This window comes from Actinomadura rugatobispora (genome assembly GCF_055379765.1).
This window is the reverse complement of the sequence record NZ_AP029191.1, coordinates 4,949,702-4,964,397: the sequence shown is the minus strand read 5'-3', so window position 1 is coordinate 4,964,397 and position 14,696 is coordinate 4,949,702. Positions and strand designations below refer to the sequence as shown.

Sequence of the window (14,696 nt, the reverse complement as noted above, 5' to 3'; positions counted from 1 at the left end):
GATCACGCTTGATCGAGTATGCCCCGCAAAACCGCGAATATCCGGACTCGCTCCGGTCAGAGCGGCGCCCGGCCGGCTCGGAGACCGCCCGGGCACGTACGGGCCGCGGCCGCGCACGACGCGCCGCCGCCGACCCCGTCACCGCGTCAGAGGACGCCGGCCGCCTCCGTCGCCGCCGTGGCCTCGTCGGCGACGTCCAGGCGGGCGCCCGCGATCACGGCGTGCAGGGCCCGGAGCGCGGCGCCGGCGTGGTTGCCCCAGTGGTTGAAGTAGGAGTACTGCCACCACCACAGCGCCTCCAGCGGACGGTCGTGCTGGTAGTGGCGCAGTCCGTGGACCAGGTCGCTGGCGACGTCGACGAGGTCGTCGGAGAGCCGGTAGGACGTCGTCTCGTCGTCCTTGTACGGGTCGAAGACCTCGGTGTACTCGTCCACCCCGATGAGCCGCTCGGACAGGCCCTGCCGGATCTCGTCCAGGTCCGGGTCCTCGCCGACCTCCGGCTCCCAGTTGTCCGGAAGGATCACGTCGGCGCTGGCGCCCAGCTGCGCACCGGCCAGGATGACCTGCGACACCTCCAGGAGCAGCAGCGGCACGGTGTGGCGGCCGCCATCGCCCCGGGCGACGGCCTCGAGCCCGTTGAGATAGTTCTCCACATGGCGGGCCACCCGCTCGGCGAGGGCGTTCCAGTCCTGTGGGCTGTTGGAGTCAGACATCGAGCAGCCTCCGTCCTTCGAATGCGCGGCCCAGCGTCACCTCGTCGGCGTACTCCAGATCCCCACCCACCGGCAGGCCGCTGGCCAGGCGGGTGACGGTCAGCCCCATGGGCTTCACGAGACGGGCGAGATACGTCGCGGTGGCCTCGCCCTCCAGATTGGGGTCCGTGGCGAGGATCAGCTCGTTCACGGTGCCGTCGGCGAGTCGCTGCATCAGTTCCCGGATGCGCAGGTCCTCCGGGCCCACGCCCTCGATGGGACTGATCGCCCCGCCGAGCACGTGGTAGCGGCCGCGGAACTCCCGGGTCTTCTCGATGGCGACGACGTCCTTGGACTCCTCGACCACGCAGATGACCTGGGGGTCGCGGCGCGCGTCCCGGCAGATCCGGCACTCCTCCTCCTCGGCGACGTTGCCGCAGGTCTTACAGAAACGGACCTTGTCCTTGACCTCCTTGAGCGCCTTGGACAGCCGTTCGACGTCGGCGGGATCGGCGGCGAGGAGGTGGAAGGCGATCCGCTGCGCGCTCTTGGGGCCGACGCCGGGCAGCCTGCCCAGTTCGTCGATGAGGTTCTGAACGACCCCTTCGTACAACGGTCCCTTCCTTTCACGCTAGGCCGTCGATGGGTGACGACGACCGACCACGATACGACTCCCGGCGCGGTGACGGTATGGTCCGCTCACCTCACGGTGACTTGCGGACGGCCTGTCCGGCCTGCCGGAACGGCCGATCCGTCCAGGCACCGGGCCGTGTCCGGCTCCGACGGAAGATCAGCTCCCCGGCTTCCCGGCGCCGCCCTGCTCCTCCGGGCCCTCGCCGCCTTCGTCCTCCGAACCGCTCGGCCCGCCGGGGCCACCGGGCGCACCGGGCGCACCGGAGCCGGGCAATCCTGGGAATCCGGGCATGCCCGGGAGGCCGGAGATGTCGGGCATGCCGGGGATACCACCCCCTCCGGCACCACCGAGCCCCGGAAGCCCGCCACCGAGCGCGGCGAGCGGCGCCATCGCCGACTGCTGCAGCTCCTGTACGCCTCGTCCGGCGTCACGGATGGCCGCGAGCACCAGGTCGGCCAGGGTCTCGGCGGTATCGGCCGGATCGTCGGGATCGATCGTCTTCGGATCGATGGACAGACCGGTCACCTCGCCCTGGCCGTTGACCGTCGCGGTGACGAGCCCACCGCCCGAAGTGCCCGTCACCTCGGCCTCCGCGAGCTCTTGCTGCGCGGTGAAGATCTTCTGCGCCTGCTGCAGGAGCTCCTGGAAGTTCACCTGACCACCGGGTTCCACGGCGTGCTCCGTTTCCTCTCGCCCCCGAAGGGCCCCGTACTCGGCGGATCCGCCGACCATCGCGTCTGTCTTCCCGAGACTACGGGTTTCGCCCGCGTTCCGGTACGTGCCGACTCCGTATCCAGAATCCCACGCGCCCCCGTCGCGGAACGGCGCTGCTCCAAGGCACGCACCCCCGATGATCTCGCCCGACACGCCCGGACCAACCCCAAAGGACTCCTGCGCCGGCACCCCCGCCCGCTTAGGGCGCGGGCTATCGGTGCTGCCCCCTGCCCGTGCCCAATGGCGCCGCTCAGGGGGTTCAGGGTCGGGCGGCCTTCAGGAGTTGTCGATCTCGCGGATGATCTGGCCGCCCAGCTCCCGCTGGATGAGGGCCATGCCGCTGGCCTCGGCTTCCGCACCGTCCGCGTCGGCGTCGCCTTCCGGGTCGACCTCGTCACTCTCGTCCACCGGCGAGGGCTCGGGCGGTGGCGGAGGCTCGTCGGGCGGCGGAGGCCCGGGGTCGGGGTCCTGCCGTACGGGACCGGCCCCTCCTTGCCCCGCTCCCGGGACGGAGGCCGCGGACGCCCCGTGCACTTGCGGTGCGCCGGACGGCTCCGGTTGCGCTGCCGGCTGACCGGGTCCGGGACGCGAAGGCTCGGGCGCGGAGGCCCCGCCCCCGCCGAATCCGGACGCCGACGCGGGGGCCGCTCCGAATCCACCGCCCCCGGGACCGCCCGATCCGCCGGGCCTGCCCGCCTGCCGACCGCCCGAACGCCCGCCCTGACCGGCGGGCATCGCACCGCCGAGCACGGTGTCGATCCTCCATTCGACGCCCATCCGCTCCCGGAGGACCTCGCGGAGCACCACGTCCCGGCCGCCGTTGGTGAAGTTGGTCCGCGCCCCCTCCGCCTCGAACGACAGGGTGAGGAGGTTGCCGTCCAGCGAGATCGGCCGGACGCCCGACATGATCGCCATCCAGGCGACCCGGCTCTTCTGCTTGACGGCCTCGACGATGTCCGGCCAGTACCGCTGGACGGCCGAGACGTCCGCCCCGCCCTGCGAGGGCGCCGGCGGGGCCGCTGGTGCCGACTGCTGTACCGCCGGGGCCGGGGCTGGCGCCGGGGCCGCTGGACGTGGCGGCGCGGCCGCCTGAACTGCGGCGGGCTGCGGCGCCGATCGGGGGGCTTCCTGCGGACGGGCGGCGGCTGCGGGCCCGGCATCGGCCGGGGCGCCCCGGCCGGCGTCCCCGCCCGGCCGGTTATCCACAGAACCCCGTTCGCCTTCCCCGCCCCCGCCACCACGCTCGACAATCGAAGACGAGCCGGACGGCCCCGCCTGCGGCACCGGAACGTCCGCGAACGCCGGCGCCGGCCCGCCGCCCGCAGGGCCACCGCCACCGGCTCCGGCGAACCCGCCCTGCGCCGCCTGGCGCTCCAGCCGGTCCAGCCGGGCGAACATCGACGCCTCGTCCTCGTACGCGGCGGGAAGGAGGATCCGTGCGCAGATCAGCTCCAGCAGCAACCGCGGCGACGTCGCCCCGCGCATCTCCGTCAGCCCGGTGTGCAGCAGGTCGGCGGCGCGCGTCAGCTCTCCCGGCCCCATCGACGCGGCCTGCCGCCGCATCTGCTCCAGCTCGTCGGGCGGCACGTTCAGGAGCCCGGTCCCGCCCGCCTCCGGCACGTTCGACAGGATCACCAGATCCCGGACGCGCTCCAGCAGGTCGGCGGTGAACCGGCGGGGGTCCTGCCCGCTCTCGACCACCCGGTCGATCGCGGCGAACACGGCCGCGCCGTCACGGGCGGCGAACGCCCCGATCACCTCGTCCAGCAGCGCCGAGTCGGTGTAGCCCAGCAGCGACACGGCCTTGGCGTAGGTGATGCCCTTCTCGTCCGAGCCGGCCAGCAGCTGGTCCAGGATCGACAGGGTGTCCCGCGCCGATCCCGCGCCCGCCCGTACGGCCAGGGGCAGCGCCGCCTCCTCGTACGGGACGTCCTCCGCCCTGAGGATCTCCTCGACCAGGTCCTGGAGCACGCCCGGCGGGATCAGCCGGAACGGGTAGTGGTGCGTCCGGGACCGGATCGTCCCGATGACCTTCTCCGGCTCGGTGGTCGCGAACACGAACTTCAGGTGCGGGGGAGGCTCCTCCACCAGCTTCAGCAGCGCGTTGAAGCCCTCCCGGGTGACCATGTGCGCCTCGTCGATGATGTACACCTTGAAGCGCGCCGAGACGGGCGCGAAGAACGCGCGTTCCCGCAGGTCACGGGCGTCGTCGACACCACCGTGGGAGGCGGCGTCGATCTCGATCACGTCGATGTGGCCGTTGCCGGTGGGGCCGAGCGCGACGCAGGAGTCGCAGCTTCCGCACGGCTCGGGCGTGGGCCCCTTCTCGCAGTTCAGCGAGCGGGCCAGGATCCGGGCACTGGACGTCTTGCCGCAGCCCCGCGGACCGCTGAAGAGGTAGGCGTGGTTGATCCGCCCGTTCCGCAACGCCTGCTGGAGGGGCTCTGCGACGTGCTCCTGCCCCTTGAGCTCGGCGAACGTCGCTGGCCGGTACTTGCGGTACAGAGCCAGGGTCATCGGGGGTCCGCCCTCCTCGAGAAGCAGAGCGTCAGAAAGCACAGTGTCGCCTTAAACCAAGGGACCCCCCGCACACCCGCCAGAGCCTGCTTATCCTTGCTGCCTTCCGGCCCTGGGGAGGTTCACAGGGTGACGCCGTGCGAGGGGTCTGCCCCGAGTCTATGGCATCCGCGGCCCCGGGTTTGCACGGTTGCCACGTCCGCCCCAGATCGACTCACGTAGGCTCCGGCCCTATGCCCGCCCCCCACCGCTCGTCCCCCCAGGAAACGCTCCTCCACATCGCCGAGCGCCACCACTGGGAATCCGCCCGCGACACGGGTGTGTCGTACACCATGTCCACCCTGGGCCGCACTTTGGACGACGAGGGCTTCATCCACTGCTCCGCCGACCTCGCCCAGGTCGAGGGCGTCCTGTCCCGCTTCTACAAGGACATCGACCGCACGACCCTCGTCCTCCTGGTCATCGACCCCGCCCAGCTCCCGGCCCCCGTCCGCCACGAACCAGCCGACGGCCAGCTCTTCCCCCACGTCTACGGCCCGATCCCCCTCTCGGCCGTTATTGATGTCCGGTCAGTCCTCGAGAACCGGTAAGCTCTCCTGCGGAGGATTCGCCTAGTGGCCTAGGGCGCACGCTTGGAAAGCGTGTTGGGTTCACGCCCTCGCGAGTTCGAATCTCGCATCCTCCGCCAGCGTGAACAGGCACAACGCCGGGCGGTTCCCACAGCGGAGCACCCGGCGTTCTGCGTTTGGTCTCCTTCGCCGTCGGATCGGCCCGAGATCCAGATCAGCCTGCCCAGGCGCTGTGCACGGCCCCGGTGATGTGCTGGTGGCGAGCGGCCCATCGCCCTGGTGGACGAGCCGATCACTCCCATGACGCCTCGCCAGCCCTTAGGCGCCATCATGCAAAGGCGTTTCGGGCAACCGCGCGCTCCTGGGCGTGGCCGCGGCCGCGCTGACCGTCATCATCGGCCTCGACGCCTGGGCCCTCAACCGGCAGCGACGCACCTCATCCACGGTGTACGGCTCGACCTCAGATTCGCTGCCCGCCGTGCCTTGGCGAGCGCAGCGGGGTTCCTGGTGCCTTCCGGAAGCACGGCTTGCGATCGCCCGTCGCATCGCGGCACCGCCCTGTTATGCGAAGTCACCGAATCCGCCTCCAGGAGATCAAGGCGCCACCTCCGGCGGCGTAGGCCGGCCACCCCAGCCGGGCGCTCGCTCACCACGCCTCCGGCCCGGCGTGGGGTCGGCTACCCAGCCCCACGTGCCCCTGGGGCGCCTCCCGTCACCAATGATTCAGCGCGTGGTCGCAGGTCTACCCAGGCGAACAGTCGCACCGGAGGGATTCACATGCTGCAAAGGAAGACTGCCGTGATCTACGGAGCCGGCGGATCCGTTGGCCGGGCCGTCGCACGTGCGTTCGCCGAGAACGGGGCGTGCGTCCACCTGGCCGGTCGAAACCACTCGGCTGTCCAAGCCCTGGCGGACGAACTCACAGGCTCCGGGCTCAGCGCGTCCGCCGCTGCACTCGATGTCACCGACGCCGTCGCCACCGGCGAGCACGCCCGGTCTGTCGTGGACGTCGATGGCCGCATCGACATCGCCTTCACAGCCGTCACCTATGACGAGGTACAGGGGACCCCTCTTCACGAGTTGCCGGTCGACGACGTCGAGCGCACCCTCTCCGTCGCCGCCCGGTCCCACATGCACACGGTCCAGGCAGTGGCACCCCACATGATCAAGCAACGCGACGGCGTCGTCCAGACCATGGTCGGATATGGGCCGCCCCACCCCCTCATGGGATCGACGGCGCTGGCGTGGCAGCTCGTCGAAGCCATGTATCGCCAGTACGCCGTCGAACTGGGCCCATCGGGAGTGCGAGTCCAATGGTTCCGGACCGGCGGGTTCCGCGAGTCGATCGTCGACGCCCCCGACTACGGCAGCACCTACGCCGGTGACACGTCCACGCCCGAGCTGCTGGCATCCCTGGACGAGGCGACCGCCCTGGGGCGCGTGCCATCCGTCAACGACGCGGGATCATTCGCCGCGTTCGCCGCCAGTGCTGCCGGACGATCCCTGACCGCCGCCGGGTTCAACATGACGTCCGGCGCCGTCTCGGACAAGACCACCCGACCCGGCACCGCGCGGAGACAGGGGAAGTGCGGGCTGGTGATCTCCTCATGGCGCGCCGAGACGGCAGCCAGACACTGGCGGCGGCCTAGCTCGGCGGCATCGCCCGGCCGGAGCCCCGCCAGGCCCGTCAGCGCCCGCGCCGCGCCGGCGAAGACCATGCCGCCGAGCATGCGCTCGACGAGCCGTACCCACCGCCCCGTCAACGCTGACCTCCCGCGGCCGACGGCTCCTGAGGTCACGACTCGGGACCGCCGGGCCGCCGGTCTGGTGCCCCTCCGAGCGGTCCTGAGCGACCGCCCCCAAAACCCCTGCCTCCCCGGCCCCTAGAGGCATGAGCGCGGTGTGGTGCTCAGCAGCACGGTGACGGGCCGCCACGCCCAATGGCATCCGGCGCCCGACCCGCCAGCGCGCGGCGGCTTGGCGCAGGCGCGCGAGCTCGGAGGCATCGCCCGGCGGCGACCGGGAGTCGGCCCAACCTGCGGCGTTTCGCGACCTACGCCCTGCGCCCGGCTTTTGAAGCGGCCGCTGCGCGCACGACCTAGGCGGTGGGGAAGCTTCGCCGGGGCTCTGGGCACGGTCAAGCAGCGTGTGGGGGCCTTTGGCCTTGCGCAGCCGGTCGGAGGTAGGACGTTCGAGCGGAGCGGTGCGATGGGGTGTGGGTCGGGTGGGGTTTCCGCTGCGTGACCGGTTGCGGGTTCCGTGTCTTGGGGGTGACGGGGACGGCTGATGGGGAATGGTGGGGCTCGGAGGACCGGCCGGGGGGGGAGTGAGATGGACGGACCGCGCGGGAACGGCGAACTGTGCCTGGTGACGGGGGCGACCGGCTACATCGGCGGACGACTCGTGCCCGAGTTGCTGGAGGCCGGGTACGCGGTGCGCTGCCTGGCGCGGTCGCCCGAGAAGCTGCGCGACCATCCGTGGGCGCATCGGGTGGAGGTCGTGCAGGGTGACGTGACCGACCCCCAGTCGATGGCGGTGGCGCTGAAGGACGTCGCGGTCGCGTACTACCTCGTCCACGCGCTCGGCAAGGGTCCGGAGTTCGAGGCCACCGACCGTCGCGCCGCCGAGATCTTCGCGGCCTGCGCCGAGGAGGCGGGCGTGCGCCGGATCGTCTACCTGGGCGGGCCGGTGCCCCCTGAGGAGGCGGACCAGGAGTTGTCCCCGCATCTGCGGTCGCGCGCCGAGGTCGGGCGGATCCTGCAGTCGTCGGCCGTGCCGACCGCGGTGCTGCGGGCCGCGATGATCATCGGGTCGGGGTCGGCGTCGTTCGAGATGCTGCGGTACCTGACCGAGCGGTTGCCGGTGATGGTCGCGCCGCGGTGGGTGCGGACCCTGGTGCAGCCGATCGCGGTCCGGGACGTCCTGCGCTACCTGGTCGGATGCGCGTCCCTCCCGGCCGAGGTGGATCGCGGGTTCGACATCGGCGGCCCGGACGTCCTGTCGTACCGGGACATGATGCAGCGGTACGCGTGGGTCGCCCGGCTGCCGCGGCGCCTGATCCTGCCCGTGCCGGTGCTGACGACGCGGCTGTCGAGCCTGTGGGTGGGGCTGGTGACGCCCGTGCCGCCGGGGATCGCCCGGCCGCTGGCCGAGTCGCTGCGGCACGAGGTGGTGTGCCAGGAGAACGACATCACCCGGTACGTCCCGGATCCGCCCGAGGGGAGGGTCGGGTTCGAGCGGGCGGTGGGGCTGGCGCTCCAGAGGATCCGGGAGGCGGACGTGAGCACGCGCTGGTCGTCGGCGTCCGTGCCCGGCGCCCCCAGCGACCCGCTCCCGACCGACCCGGGCTGGGCGGGCGGCAGCCTCTACGCCGACCGTCGCGCGCGGGTCGTGGACGCGACGCCCGGGGAGCTGTGGCGGGTCATCGAGGGGATCGGCGGGGAGAACGGCTGGTACTCGTTCCCGCTGGCCTGGGCGGTGCGGGGCTGGATGGACCGGTTGCTGGGCGGGGTGGGGCTGCGGCGCGGGCGGCGGGACGCGGCGCGTCTGCGGGCGGGCGACTCGCTGGACTTCTGGCGGGTGGAGGAGATCGAACCGGGTCGGCTGCTGCGGCTGCGCGCGGAGATGCGCCTGCCCGGGCCGGCGTGGCTGGAGTTGATGATCGGACGCGACGCCCGGGGCCGGACGGTGTACCTGCAGCGGGCGGTGTTCCATCCGCACGGGCTGGCGGGGCACGCGTACTGGTGGGGCGTCTCCCCGTTCCACGCGGCGGTCTTCGGCGGCATGGCGCGCAACATCGCGGCGGCGGCCGAACACCGTCCGGGCGGGGGCGCGTAGCGTTACACGGAGGCCAGGTCCGGGCGGTGGACGTGCCGCCGGGGCGTGTCCCGGACGGTGCCGCAGAGGGCTCTGATCAGTGACTTCGCGGTTGACCGGACGCACCGGCACGGGTGACCCGGCCGGTTGCGCCGTCTTCTCTGGCCCCACCAGACGCCGTAGACTCAGAGGGTGATCTTCAAGGCGGTGGGTGACGGGCGGCCCTATCCGGAGCACGGCCTGACGCCCCGTGACTGGGCCAAGATCCCGCCCCGCCAGGTCCGGCTGGACCAGCTCGTCAGCACCAAGCGGGAGCTGGACCTGCAGTCTCTGCTGGCCAAGGACTCCACGTTCTACGGCGACCTGTTCCCGCACGTCGTCCTGTGGCAGGGCGAGCTCTACCTGGAGGACGGCCTGCACCGGGCGCTCCGCGCCGCCCTCCACCAGCGGCTCGTCCTGCACGCGCGCGTCTTCGACATGGACGCGGGCCGCCCGAACGGTTAGCCGAGCGCGTTCCGGCCACCGGCGGCCGATCCCGCGGGGACGGCCGCGGGGACGCCCTTGGGCTCGATCAGCTTCTCCACGCCCTCCTCGCGGCGGGGTGGGCCCGTCCGGACGAACGCGGGGCGGGCGGCGAGCAGGCCGAAGATCAGTTCGGGGACGACCAGGGCCAGTAGCAGGCCGAGCGACACGTCCCAGTTCCCGGTGGCGCTGTGCAGGAGGCCGACGGCCAGCGGTCCCAGTCCGGCCAGGAGGTAGCCGCCGCCCTGCGCCATACCCGACAGTCGCGCGGCCACCAGCGGGGTCGGCGAGCGGAGGGTCAGCAGTGTGAAGCCCAGCGGGAACGCGCTGCCGGTGGCCACGCCGAGGATCGTCACCCACACCCACGCGGGCTCGGGGAACAGCAGCAGCCCGGTCAGGCCCACCGCCATGATCGCCGCGATGCCGACGATGAGGGGCCGCTGGTCGCGCATCCGGGCGGCCACCACCGGGGCCAGGAAGCCCAGCGGGATACCGATGATCATCATGACCGAGACCATGCTCCCGGCGGCGGCGGGCGGCTGCCCGTGATCGCGCATGATCTCCGGCAGCCACGACATGAGGACGTAGAACATCAGCGAGGCCAAGCCCAAGAACGCGGTGACGTGCCAGGCCAGCGGCGAACGCAGCAGCGACCCGTGCCCGCGCTCCGCCCCGGCGGACGCCCCGTCCCGGACGGGCGTCGCGTCCTCGCGGCGGCGGCCCCTGAGGGCCAGCGGGCCCCAGGCCAGCGCCGCGAACAGCGAGGGCACGGCCCACACGGCCAGCGCGACCCGCCAGCCGGCCGCGTCGTTCAGCGGGACGGCCAGCCCGGCGGCGATCGCGCCGCTGGTGGCCATCAGCATCATCGCCATGCCGGTGAGCGACCCGACGCGGCGCGGGAACACGCGCTTGACCACCGAGGGCGTCAGCACGTTGCCCATCGCTATGCCCGCGCCCGCGAGGACCGTCCCGGCGAACAGCGCCGCCCGCGACGGGACCACCCGGAGCACGATCCCGGCCGTGATCAGCAGCAGCGAGAGCGCGATCGCGGGCTCGGCGCCCAGCCGCCGCGCCAGGAGGGGCGCGAGGTAGGCGAACAGGCCCAGGCACAGCACGGGCAGCGTGGTGAGGACGCTGACCTCGACCCCGGACAGCCCGAACACGTCCCGCAGGTCGGCGAGCATCGGCGAGATGCCGGTGATGGCCGCCCGCAGGTTGACGGTCAGGAGGATCAGGCCGAGGAACGTCCACGCGGCGGTGGCACGGCTGATGTTCGGTGATGAAGCAGTCATTTCGCCTTCGTCGGCGCCCGCGCGACCGGGCAGGAGAGCAGGGGAACAGGTATCGGGGACGGGATGGGGCCGGGGCCGGGCTCCGCCGGGCGTGCACGCCCGCGGGATCAGCGGCTCGTGGTGGACGACGAGCCGGCGGGCCGGCGGCGCACGTGGTCAGGCGCCTGGAACGGTCCCGACGAACGGGCCGGGCCGGAACGGCGGAACGGCGGAACGGGCCGGGAGGCCGTCAAGAAGGAGCCGGTGCGGCCTGGGTGGCCGGCGGACGCGTCTCCGTGGACCGGAGGATCTCGTCCAGACAGGTGTGCGTGGCCTGCGCCGCGGCCTCCGCGTCGCCCGCCTCGATCGCGGCGGCGATGGGGCCGTGCGGGACGTCCGAGTGCCGCAGCAGGGTGCCCGCGGCCCCGATGCTGGCCCGCAGCACGGCGCTGAAGTCGCGGTAGAGCTCGATCAGCACCCGGTTGTGGGTGGCCTCCACGACCGCCGTGTGGAACTCCAGGTCGGCCTCCACGAACTCGGCGTGCGCCCCGGCGGCCCAGGTGGCGTCCCGCCGGGCGAGCGCGTCGCCGATCGCGGCGATGTCGGCCTCAGTACGGCGCGCGGCCGCCAGCCGGGCGGCCTCCACCTCGAACCCGCGCCGCACCTCGAGGATCTCGACCAGTTCGGCGGTCTGCAGCCGCCGCCGTACGGCGCCGGACAGCTCGCTGGTGGCCCGCACGTAGGTGCCGTCGCCCTGGCGGCACTCCAGCAACCCGGCGTGGGTCAGTGCCCGTACGGCCTCGCGGACGGTGTTGCGGCCGACGCCCAGGCTCTCGGCGAGCGCGGGCTCGGGCGGGATCTTGGCCCCGACCGGCCACACGCCCGTCGCGATCTCACCCCTGAGCTGGTCGATCACCTGCTCGACCAGGGACGAGCGGCGGGCTGTGCGCAGAGTCAAGACTCCCCCTCGAACGATCACGGCGGCAGGACGGCGGCGGCCGATTCCACCAATCATCCTACGTTTACATGTTAGGACCACCGCTGCCGTGGTTATATTCCGGCCCTGCCAAAGAAGCCGGTCACGCCTTCACCGGACGAGGGCCAGGTCGCCCTGAGCTCGGCCCTCTCCCCGACTCGCCTGGGCTCAGTTTCGCCGCAGCTTGCCGGGCTCAGACCCGTGCCAGGTCGCCTTGGGCTCAGGCCGTGCCGGGTCGGCCCGGCTCAGACCCGTGCCAGATCGTCCGGGGTTCGGCCATCCCCGGGGTGCCCCGGGCTCAGAACGGTCGAGGTCATTGAGCCGGGCTCAGACTCGGCCCAGGTCGCAGTCGGCGGTGTGGGCGCGGGCGGGGCGGAGTCCGGCGGCCTCTAGGGCCTGGCGGTACGCGATGGTGGCGCCCTCGGTGTCGCCGGCGAGTTCGAACAGCTCGCCCAGTTCCCTGAACAGTTGGGCGGCCTGCCGGCCGGGGGTCAGCCGCTTGAGGTCACCGTCGGCGGCGCGCAGGACCACCAGGGCGGCCGTCGGGTCGCCCTGGGCCAGCCGTGCCCGTGCCAGGACCATGCGTGCCTGCGTGGTCTTGCGCACGCGGGCGGCCGGGTCGACTCCGGGGTGGGCCGTCACATGGGCCGGGATGTTGGCCGTGGGCGCGGCCAGGGCCATGCCGGTGTCGAGGAAGTCCTCCAGCATGGCGGTCGCCTGGTCGGGACGGCCCACGAGGACGAGCGCGCGGGCCTTCTCGATGGTGCTCTCGGTGGCCTCGAAGCCTTCGAGGACGGAGGTGCCCTCAAGGAGTTCGATGGCCTCTTCGGCGGCCGTCGCGCGCGCCCCCTCGTTCCGCTGCCAGCCGGGGCCCGCGGGACGTCCCAGGAGCACACCGCCCACGGGCTGCTCCTCGTCGCCCTTCTCCAAGGGGGTGGCGAGGTCGAGTTCGTGGCCGAACGGGGCGACGCCTCGCAGGAGGGCCTTGGCCCCGGCCAGGTTCAGGCGGGCCTGGGCGAAGGCGGGGCTCGCTCCGCTGTACGCGGCGAGCGCCTGGTCGGCCAGGTAGAGGGCGTCCCCCACCGCGCCCTCGCTCAGCGCGCGCGAGCTGGCCTTCTGGTAGCCGTCGGCCGGTTCCGTGTACTCCGCGGGCTCGTCGGGGGTGGTCTCCCTGGGCGCCAGCATGCGCCGTCCCAGCGCGTGGGCGCGGACGGGGTCGGACCGGTCCACGTACGCCAGGAGCAGGATCCGCCCGACCTCGGTGTACTCGTGGCCCACGCCGAGGCCCAGATGGCGCAGGCGGTTGAGGGCGCGTTCTCCCAGCGCGACCGCCTGGCCGAGGTCGCCGACGGCGTGGTAGCAGCGGGCCAGCGCGATCACCGGGGGCAGCCAGCTCGTCCGGCCCGGGTCGCGTTCGGCCTGCTCGCGCAGCTCCTCGAACAGGGTGATGGCGTCGTCGGTACGGCCCAGCTCCTCCAGCGCGCGGGCGCGGCCCCAGCGGGCGCGGGAGGTGAGGTCGGGATCGTCGCTGCGGGCGATCACATCGTCGAAGCCGGCCTCCGCCGTGGCCGGGTCACCGGCCAGCAGCGCCAGGTGCGCGTGCCTCTCCCGGACCTCCAGGTGGGCGCGCTGCTCCGGCTCGACGCCCTCGGCGAGGTACTCCGGGGTGCAGCCGAGCCGTTCGGCCAGCATCCGCAGGACGGTCGGCGTGGGCGTCCGCTTTCCGGACTCGATCAGAGAGATATAGCTGTCGGAGAGGTCGTGACCGGCGAGTTGCGCCTGCGACAAGCGTCTGGTCAGGCGCAGGTTGCGGACACGTTCGCCGACGTTGCCTGGACCCGGCATGTGGACTCACTTAGCGGAAGTAATCAGGCGGCTGGGGTGCCGACATGATTGCACATTGCGGGTTAACACACATCGAGAGTAAAGAAGCGGCACGGGTGGCGATCACCTGGCCGGCTCCGGCCCCCATGCCCTTCACCGGTGTGCGCCGCCGATCCCGGGACGCCGTCGGGGCCCCGGGATCACCCGCGCGCTCAGGGGATCTTCCTCTTACCGTAGCCGGTCACGTGCCGATCGGTCGGCGATGCCCTAAATTCGCGTAGACCGAGCCCGAAAATCCCTACAAACCCGCCATATCACGGCAGTTGCTACCGTCGAGTACGGCCGAACCCGGCCGACTTTCACCCCCGAACCACCCCAGAACGACCCGAGGCGGAGCGGGAGCCGGGACGGGGATCAGTCGTCGGAGGGGTTCTTGTTGGGGAAGATCATCTCGCAGACCTCGAGGTACAGCTGCTCGGGGTAGGGCAGGTAGTCCACCGTGTCCAGCGCCTGGTCCTGACCCGCGGACTCCAGCACGAAGTCCCCGTACCCGAGCATCCGGCCCATGATCGTCCGCCGGAAGCTCATGTCGGTGACCTTGGCCAGCGGCATCATCGCGACCTTGCGGGTGATGAGCCCGGTGGTCAGCAGCATCCGCTGGTTGGTGATCACGAAGTAGTCGACCGACCACTCGGCCACCCGCCAGACGAACCAGGCGAGCAGGATCAGCCAGCCCCACCAGATCCAGCTGGTGGCCTGGGTGACGGTGTTGCTCAGCACGCCGGCGACGATCAGCCCGGCCAGCACCAGGCCGACCGGCAGCATCAGCACGGCGGGATGCCGCCGCACCGTGATCACCTGGTTCTCGTGCGGCAGCAGGTACTTGTTCACCGACGCCGGCGCGGAGTCGCCGGGGGTCACCAGCCTCATCCCGACCCCCTCAGGCCAGCGTGTTGACGAAGGTGACCAGGGAACCGGCGACGGAGGCGAGACCGTCCGCCGCGTCGTTCAGCGACCGGGTCGCGCGGTCGGGCTGGCTGACGACATAGAACGCCACGAAGGCCGCGGCAGCCCACGTGATGTACTTCTTGGCGGGCACGGCTGCCTCCCGGAGCATGATGACCCACAGACCCCACGCCAGTCTCGCACAGCCCCGATGTG

12 protein-coding genes, 1 tRNA gene, 1 other RNA gene and 1 pseudogene are annotated in these 14,696 nt (G+C 72.2%); 5 read left to right on the top strand and 10 right to left on the bottom strand.

What is annotated here, in order from left to right; translation table 11 throughout:
• Nucleotides 1–146 precede the first annotated feature (146 nt).
• The 5 genes and pseudogenes from ACZ466_RS21955 to ffs form a co-directional block, all read right to left on the bottom strand.
• The gene (locus ACZ466_RS21955) at nucleotides 147–713 is read right to left on the bottom strand and encodes a DUF5063 domain-containing protein (RefSeq protein WP_378280646.1); all 567 of its coding nucleotides are present in this window, start codon (nucleotides 711–713) and stop codon (nucleotides 147–149) included.
• Nucleotides 706–1,305 (bottom strand): recombination mediator RecR, encoded by a 600-nt coding sequence (gene recR, locus ACZ466_RS21950; protein ID WP_378280645.1) that lies wholly within the window; start codon nucleotides 1,303–1,305, stop codon nucleotides 706–708. The genes ACZ466_RS21955 and recR overlap by 8 nt, the downstream gene beginning before the upstream one ends.
• 336 nt (nucleotides 1,306–1,641) lie before the next feature.
• Nucleotides 1,642–1,980 (bottom strand): annotated as a pseudogene (locus ACZ466_RS21945) (YbaB/EbfC family nucleoid-associated protein); the annotation flags it as partial.
• 336 nt (nucleotides 1,981–2,316) lie between these two features.
• Entirely contained in the window at nucleotides 2,317–4,557 is a 2,241-nt protein-coding gene (locus ACZ466_RS21940; protein WP_378280644.1) for a DNA polymerase III subunit gamma and tau, read from the bottom strand.
• A gap of 56 nt (nucleotides 4,558–4,613) precedes the next feature.
• An RNA gene (gene ffs / locus ACZ466_RS21935) (signal recognition particle sRNA small type) lies at nucleotides 4,614–4,709 on the bottom strand.
• An 81-nt stretch (nucleotides 4,710–4,790) separates the two neighbouring features.
• Between ffs and ACZ466_RS21930 the strand changes: the two genes are divergently transcribed.
• From ACZ466_RS21930 to ACZ466_RS21910, 5 genes are all read left to right on the top strand, one after another.
• Complete coding sequence (locus ACZ466_RS21930) at nucleotides 4,791–5,147, top strand: DUF952 domain-containing protein (protein WP_378280643.1); 357 nt, start codon at nucleotides 4,791–4,793, stop codon at nucleotides 5,145–5,147.
• 10 nt (nucleotides 5,148–5,157) lie between these two features.
• Nucleotides 5,158–5,245 (top strand) — tRNA-Ser (locus ACZ466_RS21925).
• Nucleotides 5,246–5,903: 658 nt separating this feature from the next.
• Entirely contained in the window at nucleotides 5,904–7,013 is a 1,110-nt protein-coding gene (locus ACZ466_RS21920; protein ID WP_378280642.1) for an SDR family NAD(P)-dependent oxidoreductase, read from the top strand.
• Nucleotides 7,014–7,457: 444 nt separating this feature from the next.
• Nucleotides 7,458–8,963: an SDR family oxidoreductase gene (locus ACZ466_RS21915; RefSeq protein WP_378280641.1), complete on the top strand. Its 1,506-nt coding sequence runs from the start codon at nucleotides 7,458–7,460 to the stop codon at nucleotides 8,961–8,963.
• A 171-nt stretch (nucleotides 8,964–9,134) separates the two neighbouring features.
• On the top strand, nucleotides 9,135–9,446 hold the full coding sequence (locus ACZ466_RS21910; RefSeq protein WP_378280640.1) for a type II toxin-antitoxin system VapB family antitoxin: 312 nt from the start codon (nucleotides 9,135–9,137) through the stop codon (nucleotides 9,444–9,446).
• Here the strand turns inward: ACZ466_RS21910 and ACZ466_RS21905 are convergent.
• The 5 genes from ACZ466_RS21905 to ACZ466_RS21885 all read right to left on the bottom strand — a co-directional run bounded on the left by ACZ466_RS21905 (nucleotide 9,443) and on the right by ACZ466_RS21885 (nucleotide 14,634).
• Nucleotides 9,443–10,756, bottom strand: a complete 1,314-nt coding sequence (locus ACZ466_RS21905) for a CynX/NimT family MFS transporter (protein ID WP_378280639.1) — start codon at nucleotides 10,754–10,756, stop codon at nucleotides 9,443–9,445. The genes ACZ466_RS21910 and ACZ466_RS21905 overlap by 4 nt on opposite strands.
• A gap of 229 nt (nucleotides 10,757–10,985) precedes the next feature.
• Nucleotides 10,986–11,693, bottom strand: coding sequence for a FadR/GntR family transcriptional regulator (locus tag ACZ466_RS21900; RefSeq protein WP_378280638.1), 708 nt, complete (start codon nucleotides 11,691–11,693; stop codon nucleotides 10,986–10,988).
• Nucleotides 11,694–12,038: 345 nt separating this feature from the next.
• On the bottom strand, nucleotides 12,039–13,556 hold the full coding sequence (locus ACZ466_RS21895) for a helix-turn-helix domain-containing protein (RefSeq protein WP_378280637.1): 1,518 nt from the start codon (nucleotides 13,554–13,556) through the stop codon (nucleotides 12,039–12,041).
• 393 nt (nucleotides 13,557–13,949) lie between these two features.
• The gene (locus ACZ466_RS21890) at nucleotides 13,950–14,465 is read right to left on the bottom strand and encodes a PH domain-containing protein (protein WP_378280636.1); all 516 of its coding nucleotides are present in this window, start codon (nucleotides 14,463–14,465) and stop codon (nucleotides 13,950–13,952) included.
• Between the two features lie 10 nt (nucleotides 14,466–14,475).
• Nucleotides 14,476–14,634 carry a hypothetical protein gene (locus tag ACZ466_RS21885; protein ID WP_378280635.1) on the bottom strand — a complete coding sequence of 53 codons (159 nt, stop codon included), beginning with the start codon at nucleotides 14,632–14,634 and terminating at the stop codon, nucleotides 14,476–14,478.
• Nucleotides 14,635–14,696 lie beyond the last annotated feature (62 nt).